The organism is Vibrio sp. 1F169 (assembly GCF_041439605.1).
Classification (GTDB): domain Bacteria; phylum Pseudomonadota; class Gammaproteobacteria; order Enterobacterales; family Vibrionaceae; genus Vibrio; species Vibrio tasmaniensis_A.
This window is the reverse complement of record NZ_JBGOOI010000032.1, coordinates 1-15,184: the sequence shown is the minus strand read 5'-3', so window position 1 is coordinate 15,184 and position 15,184 is coordinate 1. Positions and strand designations below refer to the sequence as shown.

Sequence of the window (15,184 nt, the reverse complement as noted above, 5' to 3'; positions counted from 1 at the left end):
GAGCTCATGACGGGTATTCTTGATTCAGTGAATCAGCGTACGCAACTCGTCGGTCAAAACCGATTAGAATTACTAACCTTTCGCCTAATGGGGCGTCAGCGTTACGGTATTAATGTATTTAAAGTGAAAGAGGTTTTACAATGCCCTCGTCTGACTTTAATGCCAAATTTACATCATCTCGTAAAAGGTGTGGCTCATATTCGTGGTCAGACAGTTTCTGTCATTGATTTGAGCCTAGCGGTAGGCGGACGTCCTACATCTGATATCGATAAGTGCTTTGTGGTGATTGCTGAATTTAACCGTACTATCCAAGCATTCCTCGTAAGCTCTGTAGATAGAATTGTTAATATGCACTGGGAAGCTATTCTTCCACCACCAGATGGTTCAGGTAAAGATAATTACCTAACAGCGGTAACCAACATCGATAATGAATTGGTTGAAATTCTGGATGTTGAAAAGATTCTTGCTGAGATCTCACCTGTTGATGAAACCATGGATAGCAGAATCGCAGAGGAAATTGCAGAAGTTGAACAAGAGAAAGAATTGGTTCGCCGAATCTTGATTGCTGATGACTCGACGGTTGCTCGTAAGCAGGTTCAACGTGCTATAGAATCTATTGGTTTTGAGGTCATTGCTGTCAAAGATGGTAAAGAAGCCTATGAGACTCTGATGAAAATGGCATCGGAAGGCAGTATTTACGATCAAATTTCATTGGTGATTTCAGATATTGAAATGCCTGAAATGGATGGATACACGCTGACTGCTGAGATTCGTCGTCACGCAGAACTAAAAGATTTATACGTAATTTTGCACTCATCATTGAGTGGTGTATTTAACCAAGCCATGGTTGAGCGTGTAGGGGCTAACTCCTTCATCGCGAAATTCAATCCTGATGAGCTTGGTGGCGCGGTTAAAGCTGCGTTAACTAACTAAAAGAGACATTAATGACTGCTATAACAATAAGTGATCAAGAGTATCGCGATTTCAGCCGTTTCTTAGAATCTCAATGTGGCATTGTATTAGGTGACAGTAAGCAGTATTTAGTGCGCAGTCGTTTAAGCCCATTAGTAACGAAGTTTAATGTTGCTTCATTGTCTGATTTGCTAAGAGATGTAGTGACAGGTCGAAACCGTGAGTTGAGAGTGGCGGCAGTGGATGCTATGACGACTAACGAGACACTTTGGTTCCGAGATACTTATCCGTTTGCTGTACTAGCGGATAAACTTCTACCGGAAATAGCGGCAAATAAACGTCCTATCAAGATTTGGTCTGCGGCAAGCTCTTCAGGTCAAGAACCATACTCAATGGCTATGACGATACTTGAGACCCAAGCACGTAAGCCGGGTATGTTGCCAAATGTATCGATTACCGCTACTGATATTTCAGCAAGTATGTTAGATATGTGCCGCACTGGCGCTTATGACAACCTTGCCTTGGGCCGAGGACTTTCTCCTGAGCGCCGTCGCACTTTCTTTGAAGATGCTGGCGATGGTCGTATGAAAGTGAAAGACAACGTTAAGCGAATGGTAAACTTCCGTCCTCAGAACTTGATGGAGAGCTATGCACTGTTAGGCAAATTCGACATTATCTTTTGTCGTAACGTGTTGATTTATTTCTCTCCGGATATGAAGTCAAAAGTACTTAACCAGATGGCAAATAGCCTGAACCCTGGTGGTTACCTGTTATTGGGTGCGTCTGAATCGTTAACCGGCTTAACGGATCGTTTTGAAATGGTTCGCTGTAATCCAGGCATCATCTACAAATTAAAGTAATTAGTGTCACCACTTTAAGGTGCAATATTACTGTCCAAATTTAAAACCCAGCCAAGTGCTGGGTTTTCTTTTTCTCATTTAATCTATATCTTTAAGTCAGAGTGACATTCCAATTTACTCTATTTGTTGGCTTGTATATTGCAAGTTTACCCACGAGTAACCTGTAAAAGTAATGGTCGGCCACTTTATTTTTAAAGTTGGTATATATATTGCTTGGGTTATTTCATGACAGTCAGTTCTTGAGTTGAGGTTTACATGGCTATTTCTTTTGACAATGCTTTAGGCATTCACCAGCACACAGTTGGTGTACGTGAGCGTAACGCTGAGGTGCTTTCCACCAATATCGCGCAAGCTAACACGCCTGGGTATAAAGCAAAGGGATTAGACTTTAATAAATCACTGCAGGCGGCAAGTTCTGGGGCAAGCATTGGTCTTAGCCGAACAGACGGTCGGCATATTTCTGCCTCAACAACGGTGAATGGGGAAACGAAGTATCGAATTCCTACGCAACCTGATACTGGAGATGGCAATACGGTTGATTTGGATTTGGAACGAAATCTTTTCATGCAAAACCAAATTAGGCATCAAGCCTCTCTCGACTTCTTAGGAAGTAAGTTCAAGAATTTAACTAAAGCGATAAAAGGGGAATAACTAGATGAGCTTATTTAATGTATTCAATGTGACTGGTTCTGCGATGAGTGCTGAATCTGTTCGTCTAAATACTACCTCAAGTAACCTTGCTAACGCAGACAGTGTAAGTAGCTCTGCTAAAGACACTTACAAGGCTCGTCACGCAGTGTTTGGCGCTGAGTTAAATCAGGCACGTAATAGTGGTCACACTGTGCCAGTAAAAGTATTAGGTATCGTAGAAAGCGATAAACCGCTGAATGCGGAGTACAACCCAGATCACCCGTTAGCGAACAACGAAGGCTACATCTATAAGCCTAACGTGAACGTTATGGAAGAAATGGCAAACATGATTTCAGCATCACGTGCGTATCAAACAAACGTACAGGTTGCTGACTCGAGTAAACAAATGCTGCTGCGTACGCTGCAGATGGGTCAATAAGGATAAGGAGGTAGCAAATGGCTGGAATCAACAATGTTGGTCAAAGCGGCTTGTCCTATGTTGACCAGCTGAAGAGTCTTCAAGATGGTGCTAAGAAGCCCGATGAAACGACAGGTAAGCAAGATCTTAAACAAGATGACTTCTTATCGTTGTTGACTAAGCAACTTGCACAACAAGACCCTTTTAAGCCGGTTAGCAATGACCAGATGATTGCGCAAATGGCTTCATTTGCGACCGTAGATGGCATTGGCAAAATGAATACACAGTTTGAAAGCTTGAATTCATCAATGACCTCTAACCAAGCACTGCAGGCATCTTCTTTGGTTGGCCGCGATGTATTGGTTCCTGGAGCGGCAGGTGTGAAACAAGGTGATGGCGGTATGGCGTCAATGGTTAAGCTTCCTCAGGCAATGGACAATGTAATGGTCCGTGTTGAGAATGAAGTTGGCCAATTGGTTCGCACTTTTGATATCGGCTCAAAACCATCTGGTGACACGCGTGTTGAGTGGGACGGAAAAGACGAAGACGGTAATCCATTGCCGGCCGGTAAATACAACGTGAAAGCGTCGGGTTTATTGGAAGGTGAGAACACAGAGTTCCAAGTGTCGAGTTATGCGAACGTGAACAGTGTGCTTCTTGGTAAAGGCGATGGCAACGTACTACTCAATCTGGCTGGTTTTACATCGCCAGTACGACTTGCTGAAGTACTAGAAGTTGGTAAAGCGTAGCTCTTTTTAGAGTGATTATGCTAGCTAGATTAGGAGAATATTGGAATGTCATATGTATCTTTAAGCGGTCTATCCGCTGCACAGTTAGACCTGAATACAACCAGTAACAACATTGCGAACGCAAACACATTTGGCTTTAAAGAGTCTCGTGCGGAGTTCGGGGATGTTTACTCAAGCTCGTTGTTCACTAACGCAAAAACGACGCCAGGAGGCGGTGCGCAAGCTAGCCAAGTGGCACAACAGTTCCATGAAGGTTCAAGTATCTATACGAATAACCCAATGGACTTGCGTGTAAGTGGTACAGGTTTCTTTGCAGTATCGAAAGACCGTATGGTGCCAGAGATCAATGAACTAACGCGTAATGGTGCATTTCACCTAAACAAAGACAACTACATGGTTACGGCCAATGATGAGTTTCTTTTAGGTTATGATGTCGATCCAAACTCGGGTGAAGTTCTTTCTTATGCACCAAAGCCTCTCGACATTCCAGCTGAGTTTGGTAAGCCTAAACAGACAGAAAACATTGAAGTAGGGGTTAACCTTCCTGCGAACGGTGATCTTAAAGACCCGGCAACATTTGATTTCAAAGATCCAGATACCTATAACCGTGCAACGTCTTCGACGGTCTACGATTCTATGGGACAGTCTTACAAGTTAACGACTTACTACCTAAAAGATCAGACTCAACCGAATACTTGGCAAACGTACTACACCATGTCAGATGAAACGGGCGAGAAGCCGGTAAACATTACTGGTGGCGACGCGACGAATTCAGCAGGTCATGTTGGTCACACCATGAAATTCAACAATGACGGTACCTTAGCAAGCCTTAACAGTGGTCAGCCAATTCTATCTGATCCAATCGGCGCTGGTGAGAACGCAGTTGATTTGAACGGCGCAGATCCGACACAGGTACTTAACTTTGGTCTGGATTCTTCAACTCAGTTTGCCGCTCCATTCGAACTGTCTAGGTTTGATGAAGATGGCGCGACAACTGGTTTCTTAACCAAAATCGATTTCGATGAGTACGGCAGTGTTCTAGGCAGTTACTCAAACGGTGAAAATGTGATACTAGGCCGCGTAGGTTTAGTTCGTGTACCTAATGAACATGGTCTAGATAAGAAAGGCGGCACTCAATGGGATTCTACTAAGGCTTCAGGTGATAAAATCTGGGGTGAATCAAATAAAGGTTCATTTGGTAGTATCAACAATGGCTCACTAGAGCAGTCGAATATCGATATGACTCAAGAATTGGTTGATTTGATTTCTGCTCAACGTAACTTCCAAGCGAACTCTCGTTCTCTAGAAGTACACAACCAACTACAACAGAATATTCTTCAGATTCGTTAATCGTTTCGAGCGTTTGAATCATCTGCGAATACCCAATTCAATGTTATTGAATTGGGTATTGTTGGTGAATTACGTATGGCTGCTTGCTTGTCTATTTGCCGCCCCTATTGCCGCCCGGTAATGCCTCTGGCAACAATTCTTCCTCAATGATCCTTTGCGATCAGTCTTTTTTGTTGTTTTTTCATTTAAGTTTTTGATAAATAACAGTTAAAAATGTTGGCATAGTGTTTGCTTTATTAGTTCCAGAAAATGATTTTTTGGAGCAAAATTATGGATCGCGCACTGTTTCTTGCCATGAGTGGCGCTAAGCAAAATATGCAGGCTTTGCAGCTGCGTTCAAACAACCTCGCCAACGTAAGTACAACGGGTTTCCGTGCTGATTTAGCACAGGCACGTTCAATGCAAGCGTATGGCGAAGGCATGCCTACTCGTGTTTTCAGCATGACAGAGCGTCCGGGTCATAATTTCGCTCAGGGTAGTGTGGTTACTACTGGCCGAGATCTCGATGTCACCATTCAAGGTGATGGTTGGATTTCAGTAATGGACAATACTGGCCGTGAAGGTTTAACCCGTAACGGTAACCTAAGGGTTGACCAAAACGGTTTGCTTACCAACGCAAGTGGCCATTTAGTGCTTGGTGAAAACGACGCACCAATCACGCTCCCAATCCCAATCAGTAAAGTAGAAATTGGTACAGATGGTACGATTTCGGTGATTCCTCAAGGCGCTCCAGCTGAAGAATTAGCCGTAGTTGATCGTATCAAGCTTGTGCGTCCAGATAACCAAAGCTTGTTTAAAGATACGAATGGCCTCTTCCGTTCGAAAAACCCAGATCAGGCATACGAAGCAGATGCAGCGGTAACGTTGCTTAAAGGTGCTATCGAAGGCAGTAACGTAAATGCCGTAGGTGAAATGACCAGCTTAATTGACTTACAACGTCAGTTTGAAATGCAGGTCAAGATGATGAGCACAGCAGAGGAAATGGACAAGTCGTCTGATTCACTGCTTCGTATGAGCTAATAGAATTTTAAGGAAATTGCTATGCATCCAGCATTATGGGTAAGTAAAACCGGTTTAGACGCCCAACAAACCAATATTTCAACAATTTCAAACAACCTTGCCAACGCCTCAACCATTGGTTTTAAAAAGAGCCGTGCGGTGTTTGAAGATTTGTTCTATCAGAATATTAACCAACCAGGTGGCCAATCGTCTCAGAATACTGAGTTGCCAAGTGGTTTGATGTTGGGTGCTGGTTCTAAGGTAGTTGCAACTCAAAAGGTGCACACTCACGGTAACGCACAAACAACGTCGAATAGTCTAGATATGATGATTGAAGGCGACGGTTTCTTCCAAGTTGAGATGCCAGACGGTGAAACAGGTTACAGCCGTAATGGTCAGTTCACATTGAACGGTGACGGTGCGATCGTAACATCGGGTCAAGGTTATGCCCTACAACCCGAAATCGTTATTCCTGAAGACGCGATCTCGGTAACGGTTGGTAACGATGGTGAGGTGTCGGTTCGTCTACGTGGTCAGCAAGACAACGTCGTGGTTGGTCAAATCACCATTACTGATTTCGTAAACCCAGGTGGTTTAGAGCCCATTGGCCAAAACCTTTACTTGCCTACAGGTGCAAGTGGTGACCCGCAAGAGGGCGTTCCGGGGTTGAATGGCTTAGGTAATGTTCGTCAGTCTATGCTTGAAGCATCTAATGTAAACGTAACTGAAGAGTTGGTTAACATGATCGAAGCTCAACGTGTATACGAAATGAACTCAAAAGTTATCTCGGCGGTAGATAAGATGATGAGCTTCGTTAACCAACAGCTGTAGCTGGTTAATTCGCTGTTTACTTATTTCTTTTAATCGTTCTGTTTACTATTGTCTGCTGAGAGTACATCGCCATGAAACGTATTGTTTGTTTAGCTCTGTTTTTATCTATGACGGGTTGTACCACACTGGAGCCAATTGAAACTCCGGCGCAAGAGAACGCAACGACTGTGGTTGATGCTGTAGAAGGCGACAAGGCTGCCCAGGAAAGCTCTGGTATTATCGACACACTTCGAGATAGAACGGACCCTATTGCTGGTGATCCTGCATGGGCGCCAATTAACCCGAAGAAAAAACAAGAGCATTATGCGGCAGCAACAGGCTCACTGTTCAATGCTAACCACATTGGTAGCATGTATGACGACTCAAAACCTCGCGGTATTGGTGACATTATTACAGTTGCGTTAGATGAGAATACGCGAGCGACTAAAAAAGCTAATGCAGATATGTCTAAATCGAACGATGCATCGATGGAACCGTTAGCTGTAGGTGGTGAAAATCTAGAACTTGGTAAATACAACTTTTCTTACGATCTGAGTAACACCAACACCTTTGCTGGAGATGCATCAGCTAACCAAAGTAACAGCATTAGCGGTTACATTACCGTTGAAGTTATTGAAGTATTAGCTAATGGCAACCTAGTGGTTCGCGGTGAAAAGTGGATGACGTTGAATACGGGTGATGAGTACATTCGCTTAAGTGGCACCATCCGCCCTGACGATATCGACTTTGAGAATACCATTGCTTCGAACCGTGTTTCGAATGCACGAATTCAGTACTCAGGTACGGGTGTGCAGAAAGATATGCAAGAACCTGGGTTCTTGGCACGATTCTTTAATGTATCTTTGTAGAGCTTGAGACTGTGTCGACATACTGGCACTTTAAGAATTATCTAATTTCAAGCTAACTCATTATAAATTAAAGCAATACAGACAGGTTACTCAATGAAAAAACTGACACTCGTACTCTTCGGCATGCTATTTCTTGCCACCAGTGCTCATGCCGCGCGTATAAAAGACGTGGCAAAAGTAGCGGGTGTTCGTAGTAACCAACTTGTCGGTTATGGTTTGGTCACAGGTTTGCCGGGCACCGGTGAGACAACTCCCTTTACCGATCAAACGTTTAACGCAATGCTGCAAAATTTTGGCATTCAATTGCCGCCTGGCACCAAGCCAAAAACCAAAAACGTTGCGGCGGTAATCGTTACCGCTGAACTTCCGGCATTCTCTAAGCAAGGTCAGGAAGTAGACGTAACGGTGTCGTCTATTGGTTCAGCAAAAAGCCTTCGTGGTGGTACTTTGCTGCAGACTTTTCTTAAAGGTCTAGACGGTCAAGTGTACGCTGTGGCACAAGGTAATTTGGTTGTGAGTGGTTTTAGTGCTCAAGGCAACGATGGTTCTAAGCTCGTTGGTAATAACCCTAACGTCGGTATCATCTCTAGCGGTGCGACGGTAGAGCAAGAAATCCCAACCCCATTTGGTCGTGGTGACTACATCACTTTCAACTTAATCCAATCTGATTTTACTACGGCTCAGCGTTTAGCTGATGCGGTTAATAATTTCCTAGGCCCTCAAATGGCGTCTGCGGTCGATGCGACTTCTGTAAAAGTTCGTGCGCCACGTGAAATCAGCCAACGTGTGGCTTTCTTGTCTGCCATCGAAAACATCGAATTTGACCCTGCAGAGGGCTCTGCAAAAATCATTGTTAACTCTCGTACCGGTACTATTGTTGTTGGTAAGCATGTGCGCTTAAAAGCAGCAGCAGTAACACACGGCGGCATGACAGTCGCAATCAAAGAAAATCTAAACGTGAGTCAACCTAACGCATTCTCTGGTGGTCAAACGGTAGTCGTTCCTGATTCGGACATCGAAGTAACCGAAGCCGATGGTAAAATGTTCAAGTTCGAACCCGGTTTAACGCTTGATGATTTGGTACGCGCTGTCAATGAAGTCGGCGCCGCACCTTCTGATTTAATGGCAATCCTTCAAGCACTGAAACAAGCGGGTGCAATTGAAGGTCAGTTGATCATTATTTAAGGGGTAAAGCATGATTAAAAATAACAATGACATCGGCTTTATCCACGATATTGGTAGCCTAGACCGTCTTCGTCAACAAGCGGTAAGCGGTGAAGAAGGCAGTGAAAAAGAAGCGCTAACCGCTGCAGCAAAACAGTTTGAATCTATTTTTACCTCGATGTTGTTTAAGTCGATGCGCGATGCGAACTCGAGCTTTAAGTCAGATATGTTGAACAGCCAGAATGAACAGTTTTATCGTCAGATGCAAGATGACCAGATGGCGAGTGAACTCAGTGCATCTGGTTCGCTCGGTCTTGCGGACATGATCGTAGCTCAGTTAAGTGCTGGCCAAGCAAATGATGCAACTGAAGATAAGGTTCGCAATGAAGGCTTTGATACTTCACTGCAAAGACCGCAGTACTCTGGTCGTTCACAAGATAGATCACCTGAAGTTCAATCTGCGCAAGCTATGTCAGCAACAGACGTGTCAGCAGCAAAACAACCAGTTTCCTTTGATTCTCCAGAATCGTTTGTTGCCTCAATGAAGCCTTACGCTGAAAAAGCGGCGAGCGCACTCGGTGTTGATTCATCACTGCTATTGGCACAAGCGGCACTTGAAACAGGTTGGGGTTCTATGATGATTAAGAACTCTTTGGGCAACAGCAACAACCTATTCAACATCAAAGCTGATAGAAGTTGGAAGGGCGATAAGGTTGCTACTCAAACTCTAGAGTTCCATGGTAAAACAGCCGTTAAAGAGTCTGCTTCTTTCCGTTCTTACTCTAATTTCGAAGATAGCTTTAATGATTACGTGAAGTTCTTGAACGAAAACCCAAGATACGAAACGGCATTGCAGCATCAAGGTAACTCTGAGAATTTCATCAAAGGCATTCACCAGGCGGGTTACGCAACCGACCCTAACTATGCCGACAAAGTTTTACGAGTTAAAGCTAAGATTGATGAGATGAAATAGCGTTATTGAATGCACTCGAGAGCTTGCCACCGGCAGGCTCTTTTCTTATCCGCCCCTTCAGTCTTACGCGCCATCCATAGTTTTCTCCTTACACTTCAATAAATTATTGTCTTTTAACTCTCCGTTGTTTCTGTTGGCACATATATTGCTAAATATCTTAATAATAAGCTGTAGTAGTTAATCAGTTCATGCTGATTTTGTTAAGTTTTTTGGGGGCATTATGGCGTCGGATCTTCTGAATGTAGGAGCACAAAGTGTTCTTACTGCTCAGAGACAGCTAAACACCACAGGTCATAACATTTCTAACGCCAACACAGAAGGCTATAGCCGCCAGTCTGTGGTTCAAGGTGTGAATGACCCGCGCCAGTACGGTGGTCAAACCTACGGTATGGGTGTGCATGTGGAAAATGTTCGCCGCTCGTGGGACCAGTTTGCCGTCAAGGAACTTAACTTATCAACAACCAATGCCGCTAACAAAGCGGATACCGAAGCTAACCTGGATATGCTGTCAAGCATGTTGTCATCGGTTGTTTCGAAGAAGATCCCAGAGAACCTTAATGAGTGGTTTGATTCTGTTAAGACGCTCGCTGATACCCCGAATGATGTGGGTACACGAAAAGTCGTCATAGAAAAAGCTGGGTTATTAAGTAAAACGTTAAATGAATTTCATGAAACCGTTCGTCAACAGTCTGATTCTGCGAATAAGAAATTAGACATGGGTATCGAGAGAGTTAACCAAATTGCATACGAGATCCGTGATCTTCAGCGACTAATGGTACGAACTCCCGGACCTCATAATGATCTACAAGATCAACACGAACAGCTAGTTAATGAGCTTTCTGGTTACACTAAAGTGACGGTGACACCACGAGCTAATAATGAAGGGTTTAATGTCCATGTCGGTAATGGTCATACCTTAGTTTCTGGTACAGAAGCGAGCCAACTGAAAATGATCGATGGCGTACCAGATGCACATCAGCGTCGTCTTGCTATCGTTGAAGGAAAGTCATTAAAGGCGATTACTAACCGCGATATTGATGGACAAATCGGCGCGATGTTAGACATGCGTGATGAACATATTCCTGCAGTTATGGATGAGCTTGGTCGTTTGGCGACCGCGTTTTCATACGAGGTCAATGCACTGCAATCGCAAGGTTTGGATCTCAATGGCAATGTAGGTAAAAACCTGTTTACCGATGTGAACTCTGAGTTAGTGGCTAAGTCTCGTGTTACTGCTCATGGACAGTCTAAAGCGGATGTCGCGGTTTATATTGATGATACTTCTGCTCTGAAAGGCGGCGAGTATGGTCTGAAATACGATGGCAGCGATTATGTGGTGATTAAGCCAGATGGTGAAACGGTAAAAGTTAGCACTAATTCAACCGGCAATGCCTTTTATTTAGATGGCATGCGAGTGGAAATTCGAAATCCGCCTGAACTGGGTGAGAAGCTTTTACTACGCCCAACTCGCAACTTTGCCGCGCAGATTCAGATGGAAACCAAAGACCCTAAAGATATTGCGGCGCAAAGCTATGAGGCATCAACTACCTTTGCCAAAGGCACTGCAGGTTTCAAAATTTTGGCGGCAGGTCAATTACGAGAATTTGAAGTGATAGTGTCACCAAAGGGCGAACAGTTTGCAGTTACCGATCCTAAGGGCAACATACTTATGCAGCCTCAACCGTATCCACCACAAGGCCCTGTGACAATTAATGGCACAACGTTTGAACTTACACCGGGCGCGGTGGCAAACGATAAATTTACGGCAAACCTTGTCCCATCAGAAGGTGACAATGGCAACTTGCGTAAATTGCAAGATCTCCAAACAGACAAAGTCTTGGATGATGGTGAGTCTACTATTTTAGATCTTTACCACAACTTGAATACCAATACGGGCTTGAAATCTTCAACGGCAAATCGCTTGAGTGATATTGCTAGGCTAGAAAAAGAGTCAGCTCAAGAACGTATTGCTTCAGTCTCTGGGGTGAACCTAGATGAAGAAGCAGCAAATATGATGAAATTTCAGCAAGCGTACATGGCTTCTTCACGCATCATGCAAGCCGCCAATGATACGTTTAATACTATTTTGGCTTTGAGGTAGGAGATATAAATGTTGACTCGTATTTCTAGCTTTCATAATTATCAGTCAGTACAAAATGACTTTCGCCGCCAAGAAAACAAGGTGCATCATAATCAAGCACAACTGGCTTCCGGTAAGAAATTACAGTCGGCGAGTGATGATCCTTTGGCGACGCATTATTTACAAAACATCGGCCAGCAATCTGAGCAACTTAAACAGTATGTCGATGCGATCACTCTAATTAGAAACCGCCTTGAACATCATGAAGTCATGGTCGCCAACTCGGAAGGGTTCGCGGATGAAGCAAAACGAACCGTGATGGAAATGATTAACGGTGCACTTTCTCCGGAAGACCGCTTAGCGAAGAAACGTGAAATTCAAGAGTTATCGAATAATCTTCTACATTTAGCGAATACTCAAGATGAGTCAGGTAACTACACATTTTCAGGAACCAAGCCCAAGAGCCAGCCATTTTTTCAAGATAATGAAGGGAATGTTTCTTATCAAGGTGATGACTATCAAAGAAAGATGCGAGTAGCAACGAGCTTTGAAATGGCAATGAACGATCCGGGCAGTAAGTTGTTTATGGAAATAGATAACCCGTTCGGTGATTACGAACCTCAGTATGACCTTGAACCAGCCTCTGAGTTATTGCTAGGGCGTGCAACTAATACAGCTGACGATAGTGCAACTTATAAAGTCACTTTTGTTGATATGCAGACGGGCAAGTTCGCTTATCAGCTTGAAAAAGACGGTGCAGTGGTTGCTGCAGAAGATTTTGACCCTTCGAAGGGAGTTGTTTATGAAGGTTTGAATATCCAATTCAAAGGACAGATCACGAAAGGTGACTCGATCACTTTAGAGCCGAGAGAGACATTCTCTATCTTTGATACGTTCAAAGAGACCGCCGAACAGGCAGAAAATCCTGTATCAGATGCATCGGCAACGGCAAAGTTGCACCAAATGACCGAAGAATTTCATGCCGCGTTTATTCATTTGACTAAGGCGAGAACGGATGTCGGTGCTCGTTTGAGTACATTGGATATTCAAGAGCAGCAACATGAAGATTTTAAGTTGTCTTTAGCGAAAGCAAAAAGCAATTTTGAAGACTTGGACTATTCGAAAGCCATCATTGAATTCAATGAAAACTCTCGAGCGCTACAAGCTTCACAACAAGCGTTTGGCAAGACGAAAGACCTGACCTTGTTTAATTATATTTAGCTATGAACAGCCGTTAATCTGGGGTTAATTCTCTGCCGTATGTGCTATGCCATATGTGCGAATAATTCTATGGATTGCCACTTTTTTGTTCAGTGTGGCATGTTTGAAAAATAGCGGCAAAAAACGGCAACGAGAGATATCAATATCTTATTTTCTCGACTTGATATAATTAGCTCTTATGGGAGGGGGGGGTAAGTGTTTGTTTTTTATGTTTATTTTAGGTTTATTGGAATTAAAATAAAAGTTGGCACACAACATGCTTTTATAATTTTCATAAATGATTAATACAGATCTTAAACCTTATCTAGGGTTTATCGCGTAATACACGGTCAGTGCTTATCCATATGAGAGTAAAGCTGGCCGCTTCGCAGTGACTTTGCGAACTCATAAGGAGAGCAATATGGCTATTAATGTAAGCACTAACGTATCTGCTATGACAGCACAGCGATACTTGAATAAATCGTCTAATGACTTAGCGACTTCTATGGAGCGTTTGTCATCAGGTCATAAAATCAATAGCGCAAAAGATGATGCGGCAGGCCTGCAAATCTCGAACCGCTTAACCGCGCAATCACGTGGTCTGGATGTAGCAATGCGTAATGCTAATGATGGTATTTCGATTGCTCAGACAGCAGAAGGTGCGATGAATGAATCAACGAACGTATTACAACGCATGCGTGACTTGGCGATTCAATCATCAAACGGCACCAACTCTCCGGCAGAGCGTCAAGCGCTAAACGAAGAGACAATGGCACTTCAAGATGAGCTTAACCGTATCGCAGAGACCACTGCTTTCGGTGGCCGTCGTCTATTGAATGGTTCATTCGGTGAAGCTTCATTCCAGATTGGTTCAAACTCTGGTGAAGCTATGATCATGGCGTTAACCAGTATTCGTGCTGATGACTTCCGCATGGGAGGAACGACGTTCGACTCTGAACACGCTAAAGACAATAGTTGGGAAGTTCCACCAACAGCAAAAGACCTTAAGTTTGAATTTAAAACTAAAGCGGGTGAAGCCATTGTTCTCGATATAAGCGCCAAAGTGGGTGAAGATATCGAAGAACTAGCAACTTACATTAACGGCCAATCTGATCTAGTGAATGCGTCTGTGACGGATGAAGGTCGCATGCAAATATTTGTTGCGGAACCTGATTTAGAAGGCGCGATGTCGATCTCGGGCAGTTTAGCCTCTGAGCTAGGCCTTAAAAGTGAAGGTCGAACTTCATTGGTTCAGGATATCGACTTGAATACCGTTGCTGGTTCACAAAACGCAATCGGTGTAATTGATTCTGCGATGCAGTATGTCGATTCACAGCGTGCTGATTTGGGTGCGAAGCAGAACCGTTTAAGCCACAGTATTAATAACTTGGCAAATGTTCAAGAGAACGTAGACGCTTCAAACAGCCGAATCAAAGATACAGACTTTGCGAAAGAGACAACGCAAATGACCAAAGCTCAAATTCTGCAACAGGCAGGTACATCAATACTTGCTCAAGCAAAACAGTTGCCTAACTCTGCAATATCACTATTGCAATAGTTATTGGTTGAACTTGCTACTCGTGTTCAGACGTGAACTGCGTAGCAAGGGAAACTGGCAAGCATACTTACTATCGGGTGTTTAGCTCTCTCATCTCTCACCTGCTATCCATTTTTACGGTAAGAATGCAACGGCGCGTCGGAAATGTGTTCATTTCTCGATGATCTCCGCACAGGCTCTGACACGCCAACTAGCCCCGTTTCCTTAACAGGGAAAGGGGCTTTTTCCTTTCTATTTCTACACTTTTATTTTCTTTTAGATCGTCTAGTTTACCTTTCAAATCCGCAAAACCTCGATCTCACTTATTTGTTTCACGACAAACAACTCAACTCTTTGTATAAGAAGCATACCAATCTGAGCTCTTTGGCGACTATTCATTTCTCTATATAGGATAACTCAAACAGTGATTAGTGTGTTTTTTGAACACTTTTAAATGCATTCTCAATTGAAGGCTGCCACTGTTATAAAAAATGTGAAATTTTAAGTGTCTGATAAATTTGATTTTAATATTTAATTTGTGGTTTTTTGAAAGTTTTTCTAAAGCTTCTGAATTTTGAGCCGTTATTAAAAGTAACTTAGAGATAACTACTTGGTTTTCCGAGACGTCGGAAG

14 protein-coding genes are annotated in these 15,184 nt (G+C 43.4%); all 14 read left to right on the top strand.

Annotation, left to right across the window (positions count from 1 at the left end; genetic code table 11):
* The first annotated feature begins 6 nt into the window (after positions 1-6).
* The 14 genes from ACED53_RS13480 (at position 7) to ACED53_RS13415 (ending at position 14,572) form a co-directional block, all read left to right on the top strand.
* The gene (locus ACED53_RS13480; RefSeq protein ID WP_009848577.1) at positions 7-933 is read left to right on the top strand and encodes a chemotaxis protein CheV; all 927 of its coding nucleotides are present in this window, start codon (positions 7-9) and stop codon (positions 931-933) included.
* Positions 934-944: 11 nt separating this feature from the next.
* Positions 945-1,772 (top strand): protein-glutamate O-methyltransferase, encoded by an 828-nt coding sequence (locus ACED53_RS13475; RefSeq protein WP_009848576.1) that lies wholly within the window; start codon positions 945-947, stop codon positions 1,770-1,772.
* 255 nt (positions 1,773-2,027) lie between these two features.
* Complete coding sequence (gene flgB, locus ACED53_RS13470; protein ID WP_009848575.1) at positions 2,028-2,423, top strand: flagellar basal body rod protein FlgB; 396 nt, start codon at positions 2,028-2,030, stop codon at positions 2,421-2,423.
* 4 nt (positions 2,424-2,427) lie between these two features.
* On the top strand, positions 2,428-2,841 hold the full coding sequence (flgC, locus tag ACED53_RS13465; RefSeq protein WP_009848574.1) for a flagellar basal body rod protein FlgC: 414 nt from the start codon (positions 2,428-2,430) through the stop codon (positions 2,839-2,841).
* Between the two features lie 17 nt (positions 2,842-2,858).
* Positions 2,859-3,569, top strand: coding sequence for a flagellar hook assembly protein FlgD (flgD, locus tag ACED53_RS13460; protein WP_009848573.1), 711 nt, complete (start codon positions 2,859-2,861; stop codon positions 3,567-3,569).
* A 45-nt stretch (positions 3,570-3,614) separates the two neighbouring features.
* Entirely contained in the window at positions 3,615-4,919 is a 1,305-nt protein-coding gene (gene flgE / locus ACED53_RS13455; RefSeq protein WP_017100669.1) for a flagellar hook protein FlgE, read from the top strand.
* 270 nt (positions 4,920-5,189) lie between these two features.
* A complete protein-coding gene (gene flgF, locus ACED53_RS13450) occupies positions 5,190-5,939 on the top strand; it encodes a flagellar basal-body rod protein FlgF (protein ID WP_009848571.1) in 750 nt (249 codons plus the stop codon).
* A gap of 21 nt (positions 5,940-5,960) precedes the next feature.
* Positions 5,961-6,749: a flagellar basal-body rod protein FlgG gene (flgG, locus tag ACED53_RS13445; protein ID WP_009848570.1), complete on the top strand. Its 789-nt coding sequence runs from the start codon at positions 5,961-5,963 to the stop codon at positions 6,747-6,749.
* Between the two features lie 71 nt (positions 6,750-6,820).
* Positions 6,821-7,597: a flagellar basal body L-ring protein FlgH gene (gene flgH, locus ACED53_RS13440; RefSeq protein ID WP_012603427.1), complete on the top strand. Its 777-nt coding sequence runs from the start codon at positions 6,821-6,823 to the stop codon at positions 7,595-7,597.
* Positions 7,598-7,690: 93 nt separating this feature from the next.
* Positions 7,691-8,782 carry a flagellar basal body P-ring protein FlgI gene (locus ACED53_RS13435; protein ID WP_017056857.1) on the top strand — a complete coding sequence of 364 codons (1,092 nt, stop codon included), beginning with the start codon at positions 7,691-7,693 and terminating at the stop codon, positions 8,780-8,782.
* Positions 8,783-8,792: 10 nt separating this feature from the next.
* Positions 8,793-9,734, top strand: a complete 942-nt coding sequence (gene flgJ / locus ACED53_RS13430; protein WP_017100668.1) for a flagellar assembly peptidoglycan hydrolase FlgJ — start codon at positions 8,793-8,795, stop codon at positions 9,732-9,734.
* Between the two features lie 220 nt (positions 9,735-9,954).
* Complete coding sequence (gene flgK / locus ACED53_RS13425; RefSeq protein ID WP_017100667.1) at positions 9,955-11,835, top strand: flagellar hook-associated protein FlgK; 1,881 nt, start codon at positions 9,955-9,957, stop codon at positions 11,833-11,835.
* A gap of 9 nt (positions 11,836-11,844) precedes the next feature.
* Positions 11,845-13,035 carry a flagellar hook-associated protein FlgL gene (gene flgL / locus ACED53_RS13420; RefSeq protein WP_017100666.1) on the top strand — a complete coding sequence of 397 codons (1,191 nt, stop codon included), beginning with the start codon at positions 11,845-11,847 and terminating at the stop codon, positions 13,033-13,035.
* Positions 13,036-13,435: 400 nt separating this feature from the next.
* Complete coding sequence (locus tag ACED53_RS13415) at positions 13,436-14,572, top strand: flagellin (protein WP_017100665.1); 1,137 nt, start codon at positions 13,436-13,438, stop codon at positions 14,570-14,572.
* Positions 14,573-15,184 lie beyond the last annotated feature (612 nt).

Bases quoted from the DNA above. Each gene is read 5' to 3' on its own strand.
- flgL (WP_017100666.1), top strand. From the start codon at position 11,845: ATGTTGACTCGTATTTCTAGCTTTCATAATTATCAGTCAGTACAAAAT.
- flgJ (WP_017100668.1), top strand. From the start codon at position 8,793: ATGATTAAAAATAACAATGACATCGGCTTTATCCACGATATTGGTAGC.
- ACED53_RS13435 (WP_017056857.1), top strand. From the start codon at position 7,691: ATGAAAAAACTGACACTCGTACTCTTCGGCATGCTATTTCTTGCCACC.
- flgK (WP_017100667.1), top strand. From the start codon at position 9,955: ATGGCGTCGGATCTTCTGAATGTAGGAGCACAAAGTGTTCTTACTGCT.
- flgB (WP_009848575.1), top strand. From the start codon at position 2,028: ATGGCTATTTCTTTTGACAATGCTTTAGGCATTCACCAGCACACAGTT.
- ACED53_RS13480 (WP_009848577.1), top strand. From the start codon at position 7: ATGACGGGTATTCTTGATTCAGTGAATCAGCGTACGCAACTCGTCGGT.
- flgC (WP_009848574.1), top strand. From the start codon at position 2,428: ATGAGCTTATTTAATGTATTCAATGTGACTGGTTCTGCGATGAGTGCT.
- flgD (WP_009848573.1), top strand. From the start codon at position 2,859: ATGGCTGGAATCAACAATGTTGGTCAAAGCGGCTTGTCCTATGTTGAC.
- flgH (WP_012603427.1), top strand. From the start codon at position 6,821: ATGAAACGTATTGTTTGTTTAGCTCTGTTTTTATCTATGACGGGTTGT.
- flgF (WP_009848571.1), top strand. From the start codon at position 5,190: ATGGATCGCGCACTGTTTCTTGCCATGAGTGGCGCTAAGCAAAATATG.
- ACED53_RS13475 (WP_009848576.1), top strand. From the start codon at position 945: ATGACTGCTATAACAATAAGTGATCAAGAGTATCGCGATTTCAGCCGT.
- flgE (WP_017100669.1), top strand. From the start codon at position 3,615: ATGTCATATGTATCTTTAAGCGGTCTATCCGCTGCACAGTTAGACCTG.
- flgG (WP_009848570.1), top strand. From the start codon at position 5,961: ATGCATCCAGCATTATGGGTAAGTAAAACCGGTTTAGACGCCCAACAA.
- ACED53_RS13415 (WP_017100665.1), top strand. From the start codon at position 13,436: ATGGCTATTAATGTAAGCACTAACGTATCTGCTATGACAGCACAGCGA.